The organism is Pseudoalteromonas sp. 0802 (assembly GCF_013350085.1).
In the GTDB taxonomy this organism is placed as follows: Bacteria; Pseudomonadota; Gammaproteobacteria; order Enterobacterales; family Alteromonadaceae; genus Pseudoalteromonas.
Genome location: NZ_JABVXE010000023.1, coordinates 34,629 through 43,308, shown reverse-complemented (window position 1 = coordinate 43,308; position 8,680 = coordinate 34,629). Strand labels below are relative to the sequence as shown.

Genomic DNA, 8,680 nt, shown 5'->3' with positions numbered 1-8,680 from the left:
TACCTTGTTGTAATAACTCTAATACGGTGTGAGAACCGATGTATCCGGCTCCGCCGGTGACTAAAATGGTCATAAAACTTCCATCTTTGTAATATTTTCTTATACGCACGCAGCAAAAAAGGGCCAGAAAATTAGTATTCTCTAGACCTTAATTAATTTTTAATCTATACGGTTCAATAACCTAATTAAATTAGACTGCCTTCAAGTGTCTTTCAGAAGGGATAACCATTTGCGTTACGAAATCAGTAAATTCTTCACCCAAGTTTTCGTCACCCATGCTGTATTCAACTATCGCTTTTAAATAGCCTAGTTTATCGCCACAGTCGTGGGCACGGCCGCTCATGTGGAATGCTTCAACAATTTCGTGCTTCATTAGCTCATCGATAGCATCAGTAAGCTGAATTTCGCCGCCTGCACCCGCTGGTGTTTTAGCAAGTAATGGCCAAATCGCTTTAGATAACACATAACGACCTACAACTGCAAGGTTAGATGGTGCTTCTTCAGCTTTTGGCTTTTCGACCATAGTTTTAATTGGTGCACTTTCGCCCGCTTTAATTTTAACGCCGCCGATATCAGCAATACCATATTTATGTACATTCTCTTCTGGGACTGGCTCTAGCATGATTTGGCTTGCTTTAACTTCATTAAAACGCTTGATCATAGCAGCAATGTTTTCGGTTTTTTGATCTGCAGTGTAGCTATCTAAAATTACATCGGGCAATACAACAACAAAGTCGTCATCACCCACGATTGGTTTTGCACACAAAACAGCATGGCCTAATCCTTTAGCCTCGCCTTGGCGTACGTGCATAATGGTTACATCGGGTGGACAGATAGAGCGTACTTCTTCAAGCAGAGTACGTTTTACACGTTTTTCGAGGGTTGCTTCAAGCTCAAAGCTGGTATCAAAGTGGTTTTCTATGGCATTTTTAGAGCTATGGGTAACTAATACAATCTCTTTAACACCTGCCGCTACACACTCGTTTACTATGTATTGAATAAGCGGTTTATCAACTAAAGGCAGCATTTCTTTAGGAATTGCCTTTGTCATCGGTAACATGCGAGTACCAAGGCCCGCAACAGGAATAACAGCTTTCATAACTAGTCCCTTATTTAATAATTTAATCTACAATAACATCAAACTAACAGTACCAAAGTAGATACAAGCTGAATGGTTTTTCATATATTTTCGTTAAAACCAATAATTAAAAAGAGTAAATCAAACCAAAGTTTATTCTGGCTTTCTCTTTTATTTCTCATTCACTTCTCTTAGTGCAAATACTATCGCGCGAAATAAATTTCACGCCTACGGTGCCATCTATCACCTCAGCGGCGAATATGCACACTCGGCTTACCACTTAAAGCTAGTTTAGCTTAATCACTACCAAACAAATCGCGGGTATAAACCTTATCTGCTACATCTTGCAGCTCTTCGGCCATCCGGTTCGATACAATTACATCAGAGATAGTTTTAAGCTCATCAAGGTTTTTGATCACACGCGAATTAAAGAACGCTTCGCCTTCAAAGGTTGGTTCGTAAACTACCACCTCAATACCTTTAGCCTTAATGCGTTTCATAATGCCTTGAATAGCCGACGCCCTAAAATTATCAGAGCCTGACTTCATCACTAAACGGTAAATCCCCACCACTTTAGGGTTGCGTTTAATTATCGATTTAGCAATAAAATCTTTACGGGTTGTATTGGCATCAACAATCGCGCGGATCATATTGTTCGGTACATTTTGGTAGTTAGCCAAAAGCTGCTTGGTATCTTTTGGTAAACAGTAACCACCATAGCCAAACGATGGGTTGTTATAATGTTTACCAATACGTGGGTCTAGGCCTACACCTTCAATAATCTGTTTTGCATCTAAACCATGGCTTTCAGCGTAGCTGTCTAGCTCGTTAAAATAAGCTACACGCATTGCAAGGTAAGTGTTCGAAAATAACTTAATCGCCTCAGCTTCGGTTGAGTCAGTAAATAATACTTCGATATCGGTTTTTACAGCGCCTTCTGCCAATAAATTTGCAAAAACTTTTGCGCGCTCACTTTGTTCACCCACAATAATGCGTGATGGGTGTAAGTTATCGTATAGCGCTTTACCTTCACGTAAAAACTCAGGCGAAAAAATAACATTATCAGTGCCAAACTGTTCTTTAACCGCCTTGGTATAACCCACAGGCACTGTCGATTTAATAATCATAGTTGCGGTTGGGTTTATTGCTAACACATCAGAAATTACCGACTCTACCGAGCGAGTATTAAAATAGTTGGTTTCTGGGTCATAATCAGTTGGGGTGGCAATAACTACAAACTCTGCATTCAAAAGCGCAGACTCTTTATTAGTTGTAGCAGTAAAATTAAGTGGCTTATTTTGTAAAAAATCGCTAATTTCCGTATCAACGATTGGCGATTGTTTACTTTGTAATAGAGCAACCTTTTGCTCATCAATATCCAAAGCAACGACCTTGTTATGCTGCGCTAAAAGCATTGCGTTAGATAAACCAACATAACCAGTACCCACAACACATATCCGAAATGTTTTCATACAATAATACCTAAAAAACTACGTTAAATTTTGTAATTTAGAGCTGCTTTTAAAATCTCTTTCGTGAATGAAAAAAAAGATATTGAGTTCATGTACTTAGGAAACTTTTTCAAACTAAACAAAAGAGCGAGGAAGAACCCACAAGGGGTACCATAAACAGCAGATAACATAGCACCTTTAGCTTGTACTCTAGATTTTGTAGTAAAAAAATCAGTGCCGCTTGAAACTGGAGGGTGCTTGCAAACTACAATAGGGAAAAAGAAACCTCTTCCACCTGCTTTGAGTAAATCGTTACAAAAAATAAACTCTTCACCTGAAGGGTACCTAGCACCTAATCCAAACATTTCATTAAACCGAATCGAATTTTCTGATAAAAATTCAACAGATACAATAATCTCTATACTACTTATTTTGCCACATGACAGTGATGATATATTGAAACTATCATTTTTATAACACTTAAACTCCTCACCATCAAAAGTTTCGACCTTTCCTACAGCAAATTCTAAATTTTTATCTTCCATTAGAGAGGTAAGCTTTTTAAGTCCTCGAAAGTTAATCTCAACATCATCATCACAAATATATATATAATCTTTATTATCGGCAATTTTGAGTGCTTGAAAAATAGCATTATTCCTATTGATTGATAGGCCAAAGCCATCGATAAAAGAAATTAAAACATTATTACCAAAAATCTCCAAAGTCTTTTTTCTATATTCATCTGTTGGAATTACTCTGTTCCCTTGACACGAGACTATGTAAGATACATGCTCATTATTATCTATATTTATAAAAGGGCTTAAAGTCATTAACCTATCATAGGTTGTAGATACGCATATATACACCATAATTAACTCAACTTACCTTTTTTAATAAATATAATAGGAATAATTAGAAAGAACAAAAAATAGAAAAAATACTTTTGATACAAAATAAACTGTAAAGATTGATTTATTGGAATAGTAGCAAAAAAAACCAATGAAGCTGGCCACCAAATATAGTGATTCTTTATAATGAGAAACCTAAAGAAATATAAGTAAAACGATAGTATTAGTACAACAATCCAAGGAACAATAAACACACCTTCCCAAGAAAAAAAGGCCCATGCTTCCCCAATAAAAAAAGTATTTGAATTCACTAAGTTTGTAAGATCTTTATAGATGTAAGGAAGTATTAATTCATCTGGTTTAGGCTCCCTAACACCAAGAAGTTCAGAAAATGGCAAATCTGAAAAAACCCCCTGTAGACTTGGTGGATAGTACTGGTAGAAATAATACATCCCTTGGTTTTGCCCAACCAACAACCTATCCATAATACTAATGACAACCTCGTTAAGCCCCCCCTCTTTCCCCATAAAAAAACCATAAAATAAGATAAGAAAAAGCATTAACAATGAGAGTTTAAATATCATTGAAACTGAAGCTCTATAAAACTGAATGTAAGCGAAAAAAAATCCCATAACCAGAATAAGCATAGGTGCTTTTTGTATATCAAACATCAAATTTGGCACTGAAATAATTAATGAAATAATGAAGTATTTTATAAAAACTTTATTTTTAGTTCCCAAATAAGTATATAGGGATGCAATTGGTAAATAAAAGCAGAATAAATACGCTATCTTTCCAATGTAAGCTAAATCAACAGAAAGTTCTCTTTTTTGAATAGCAGCGCGTAGTAACGCAGCATTAACGAAATCACCTTTTATTAATGACACCAAAGGTGAAACAGAATAATTTAGAACAAACTTAAAAAGAGTGTAAAAACCAATAAAAAAGATCCCCACCCTTATCAAAGATTTAATTTCATCCACATTTATATCATACCTTAAAAGTGCTGAGTTAATGCTAAAGAACTTTATAAATAAGCAATACCCTATTAAAATAATCATCACTGAGTAAAAAACAAAAACAAAAACAGTCTCTTTAGTATCATCACTAATAGACTCCAATCTAATGGGCTCTAAAAAAGATAAATACACTAAAAGCACACCTATAAAAGTGGAAAATATTAGCTGATAAAATATTAATGGAGCAGAAAATAAAAAACCGTCACTTATAGTACTTTTTACAAGATAAAACACCAGAAGAAATAGCAAAGGCGTTAAAAACAGAGCTACATCAGCCATTTAAAACTCTTCTTAAACCACTGAAATAAATCCTTAAAATTTTATTCATACAACCATTTCCAAAACTTTTTAAGTAATACCTTAAGAAGTTAAAAGTTAATAAATATAACGCCCTAACTTTAAACTGCCTGTAGTCCACAAGTATATCAACTATCCCGCTATACATTTTAACATAGTTTGAAGTAGTGCTGTTATGTATCCTGTATTTAGTTAAGACCTCCCCAAGTAAGTACATTACACACCCCGACTGTGATAATTTAAGCCAAGCTCCCCAATCTTCAATTGATTTATTTTCGTCGAAACATCCTATGTTAATTAATGATTTTTTCCTATACATTACACTTGGTGCAGGAAAATAGAAACAGGTACTAAAAAAATATCCAAAATCAACAAAAGCTTGTGGAGCTGGATTATTTTGATCAAGAAAACGCCCTTTACTATCAATCCTTTGCACATATGTTGCGCAGGCATCAATTTTCAAGCTCTCCATAATATTGAATTGCTTTTCCAATCTATCCGAGTACATTAAGTCATCAGAGCCAATAATAGCTATATACTTACCTTTTGACTCAAGTATCCCACGGTTTATTGCTGCAGATACCCCAGAATTTTTTTGGTAAATATATTTAAACCCTCTTTCTAAACTGTAGTTTTCAAGCAATTGGTGCATACCACAAGGTGAACCATCATTTATCACTATCAATTCAAAAGAGCTAAAGGTTTGACACAATACAGAATCTATTGTAGAAATTATAAAATCAGCATGCTGATAATATGGTATAATAACAGATATTTTACAAGACATTATTACCTCTTCGATTAAAAAAGAAGTGCCTTACAGTTAAAAGTAAAGTAAGAAAATATATAAAATAATTCAATGAATAAGCAAATACAACCCCTTCAATACCCATAATATTTGTACACAATTTGACTAAGAAAACAAATGTGATTGTTGTAAATATTTCTAGAAAAACAAATACCTTCACTATTGATTTAGATAATAGTAAAAATGAGAGTAACCAAGAACATATTTTTATAAAATCACCAACAAGCTGCCAAAAGAAAAGTTCTACCATAGGTGAGAAGTCACTTGAAAAAAGTAACTCGACTAAACTTTCCCTCATAAAGTAAATAAGCAGCGTTACCGCTAATAGTATTGGAGTAATAAATTTATATGCATTAAACAACTCTTTCTTTAACTCTTCTCTACAATTAATCTCAGAATAGCGTGGTAAGAAATATGTTGAAAGCACCGTAGTTGCAGAAAATAGATACATCGAAGAAATATACCATACACCTTGCCAATACCCAGCAAAATCCTCTCCAAATTTTAAAGTAATCTCGCTTCGAATTAACATCAAAGCTATTGGCATACACAAGGCGGAAGTCAATGTCATTATAGAGAATTTGGACAAATTAATTGCATGTTCTTTATTGAATTTAGCTGTAAAAAAACAAAATCTTGCAACAAAATGGTTTCTCAATTTAAATATTAAGAATAAAAACACTATAGATTGATTGAGAACTATAGCTAGCAGCACTCCGTCGAGTGAGTAATTATATATAAGAATCAAACTCAAAAACAAGCCGATTAAACTTTGACTTATATTAATTGCTATATACTTTTTTATTTCTTTAAGCCCATTTAAAACAGCTAAAGCAAGACTATTTAACACGTATAAGAAAAGACTAACGCTCAATATTTTGAATATATAGCTTAATTCCTTTTTACCAAGAAGGCTAGAAGATAAATACTCTGATATAGAAAAAATAACCACACTAATAATGAGTGTAACTGACAAAGTAATTTTTAACGATGTAGAAAAGAGCTCATATAGAACAGCCGGTTGACTCTTAAACTCAGCAGTATACTTTGTAACACCGGGTACAATACCGCACTGCGATAGTGACATTACAGACTGAAAAAAATTCTGAAATTGGCCTACAGTTGCTACACCTGCCGGACCAACAAATAAAGCTAGTGCCTTGTTAATTACCAAGGCACTCAAAAGTTTCACTAATGTTGATGCAAGACTCAATAAAGAGGTTCTAGCTAGATTCATTTGAAAGAATTAACCGTATCAATAATATAAGCTAGATCTTTATCAGTTAGTACAGGACTTATTGGCAAACTTAACACCTGCTCATGAATTCTTTCAGTTACAGGTAGCTGCATGTTATTATATTCTTCATAAGCTTCCTGCTTATGTGGAGGTGTAGGATAATGAACAAGCGTTTGTATTCCATTTTTTGCTAAAAAATTAACTAACTTTTCTCTATTCTTAATTTTTATGACAAATAAGTGCCAAACATGGTTTTTTAAATCACCAACTTGTGGTAGCCCAATTAACGAATTATTTATTCCTTCCAAGTAACTTTTTGCCACCTTTTGGCGTGCTTTAATTTCACTGTTAAGGTGCTTTAATTTTACACGTAACATAGCCGCTTGGATTTCATCCATTCTACTATTTACACCTTTAAACTGATGTACATACCTTTCTGACGTTCCGTAATTACCAAGAGCTTTAATAGTTTTAAATAATTCATTGTCATTTGTAATAACAGCTCCTGCATCACCTAGAGCGCCTAAATTTTTACCAGGATAAAAACTAAATGCAGCTGCATCCCCCCAACTTCCGGCCTTTTTACTATCAAGCTCCGCGCCATGAGCCTGTGCGCAATCTTCAAGTACTAGTAGTTTGTGCTTTTTAGAAATTTCTAGGATTTCTTTCATTGGTGATATTTGCCCGTACAAATGAACAGGTAATATAACCTTTGTTTTAGAAGTAATAGCTTTTTCAATATTACTTGCATCTAAATTAAATGTTTTTTCATCGGGCTCTACAAGAACAGGCACTAAGTTATTCTCAGTAATAGCAAGTATTGAAGCTATATAAGTGTTGGCTTGAACAATTACCTCGTCACCATCGCTAAGTTGTCCGAGCTCCTTCCAAGCTCGTAAAGTTAGAGAAAGTGCGTCTAAACCATTAGCAACCCCCGCACAATAGTTTGTTTGGCAGTATTGTGAAAACTCACTTTCAAATGCGTTTAATTCATTACCATTTAAATACCAACCAGAATCAATAACGCGTGAGCAAGCATCTTTAAGCTCCTGTTGGTATTGTGTATTTACTTTCTTTAAATCTAAAAATGGGATCATTTACTTATCTCTTTTGCAGGGTTCCCTACTACTATAGTATTTGCTCGGACATCTTTAGTAACAACAGAACCTGCACCTACCATCGCGTACTCACCAATCTTGATACCAGGTAAAATAGTTGCATTTGCGCCGATAGACGCACCTTTACAAACTACAGTATTCAAAAACTTATCTGGATAATGCTTTGATCTAGGTCGTATATCATTTGTGAAGGTCACATTTGGGCCAATGAATACATCATCCTCTATAGTCACACCATCCCATAGTTGAACGCCACTTTTCACGGTTACCCTGTGACCTATAATTACATCATTTTCAATTAAACAGTGTGAACAGATATTACATTCATTACCTACTTTTGCATTGGGCAATACAACACAAAACTGCCAAATGTTTGTACCTTCCCCAACGTCCTTAGATTGAACATCACTCATCGAGTGAATCATAAGCTTACTTCCTTTAAAAACTGATCATAATCACGGATATAATCACTCTCATCATAGAGTTCACTAGCAATTACCATTAATACGCAGTCATAAGTAAATTCTGACATCTCTCGCCACAGGTTATTACCAATATACAACCCAACAGTCGGGTCATCTAACTTAACTTTTTCGCGTTTAGTACCATCATCTAAAGTAAACAAGCAACTACCTTTTACACAAATAGCTACTTGTTGTAATGCTTTATGGGCGTGAAACCCCCGAGTTACATCTTTGTCTGTATTAAATAAGTAATAAACTCTTTTTATCTCAAATGGTACATTCTTATTTTGCTCAAGGGATATTAAGTTTCCTCGCTCATCGCCTAACGATTTAAAGCTTAATAGTTTTACTAAACTCATC

10 protein-coding genes are annotated in these 8,680 nt (G+C 34.6%); all 10 read right to left on the bottom strand.

What is annotated here, in order from left to right:
- Positions 1-73 (bottom strand): NAD-dependent epimerase/dehydratase family protein (locus tag HUS61_RS19230; protein WP_175083433.1); only part of this gene is annotated, 73 nt, incomplete at its 3' end.
- A 117-nt stretch (positions 74-190) separates the two neighbouring features.
- Positions 191-1,099, bottom strand: coding sequence for a UTP--glucose-1-phosphate uridylyltransferase GalU (galU, locus tag HUS61_RS19225; RefSeq protein WP_175083431.1), 909 nt, complete (start codon positions 1,097-1,099; stop codon positions 191-193).
- Between the two features lie 275 nt (positions 1,100-1,374).
- On the bottom strand, positions 1,375-2,550 hold the full coding sequence (locus tag HUS61_RS19220) for a nucleotide sugar dehydrogenase (RefSeq protein ID WP_175083430.1): 1,176 nt from the start codon (positions 2,548-2,550) through the stop codon (positions 1,375-1,377).
- Between the two features lie 23 nt (positions 2,551-2,573).
- Complete coding sequence (locus tag HUS61_RS19215; protein WP_175083429.1) at positions 2,574-3,359, bottom strand: glycosyltransferase; 786 nt, start codon at positions 3,357-3,359, stop codon at positions 2,574-2,576.
- A gap of 41 nt (positions 3,360-3,400) precedes the next feature.
- Entirely contained in the window at positions 3,401-4,675 is a 1,275-nt protein-coding gene (locus HUS61_RS19210; protein ID WP_175083428.1) for a hypothetical protein, read from the bottom strand.
- Positions 4,668-5,480: a glycosyltransferase gene (locus HUS61_RS19205; RefSeq protein WP_175083427.1), complete on the bottom strand. Its 813-nt coding sequence runs from the start codon at positions 5,478-5,480 to the stop codon at positions 4,668-4,670. Before HUS61_RS19205 ends, HUS61_RS19210 begins: the two co-directional genes overlap by 8 nt.
- A complete protein-coding gene (locus HUS61_RS19200) occupies positions 5,470-6,738 on the bottom strand; it encodes an O-antigen translocase (RefSeq protein WP_175083426.1) in 1,269 nt (422 codons plus the stop codon). The genes HUS61_RS19205 and HUS61_RS19200 overlap by 11 nt, the downstream gene beginning before the upstream one ends.
- On the bottom strand, positions 6,735-7,835 hold the full coding sequence (locus tag HUS61_RS19195; RefSeq protein WP_175083425.1) for a DegT/DnrJ/EryC1/StrS aminotransferase family protein: 1,101 nt from the start codon (positions 7,833-7,835) through the stop codon (positions 6,735-6,737). The genes HUS61_RS19200 and HUS61_RS19195 overlap by 4 nt, the downstream gene beginning before the upstream one ends.
- On the bottom strand, positions 7,832-8,281 hold the full coding sequence (locus tag HUS61_RS19190; protein ID WP_175083424.1) for an acyltransferase: 450 nt from the start codon (positions 8,279-8,281) through the stop codon (positions 7,832-7,834). The genes HUS61_RS19195 and HUS61_RS19190 overlap by 4 nt, the downstream gene beginning before the upstream one ends.
- Positions 8,278-8,679 (bottom strand): FdtA/QdtA family cupin domain-containing protein, encoded by a 402-nt coding sequence (locus tag HUS61_RS19185; RefSeq protein ID WP_175083423.1) that lies wholly within the window; start codon positions 8,677-8,679, stop codon positions 8,278-8,280. Before HUS61_RS19185 ends, HUS61_RS19190 begins: the two co-directional genes overlap by 4 nt.
- Between the last annotated feature and the right edge of the window lies 1 nt (position 8,680).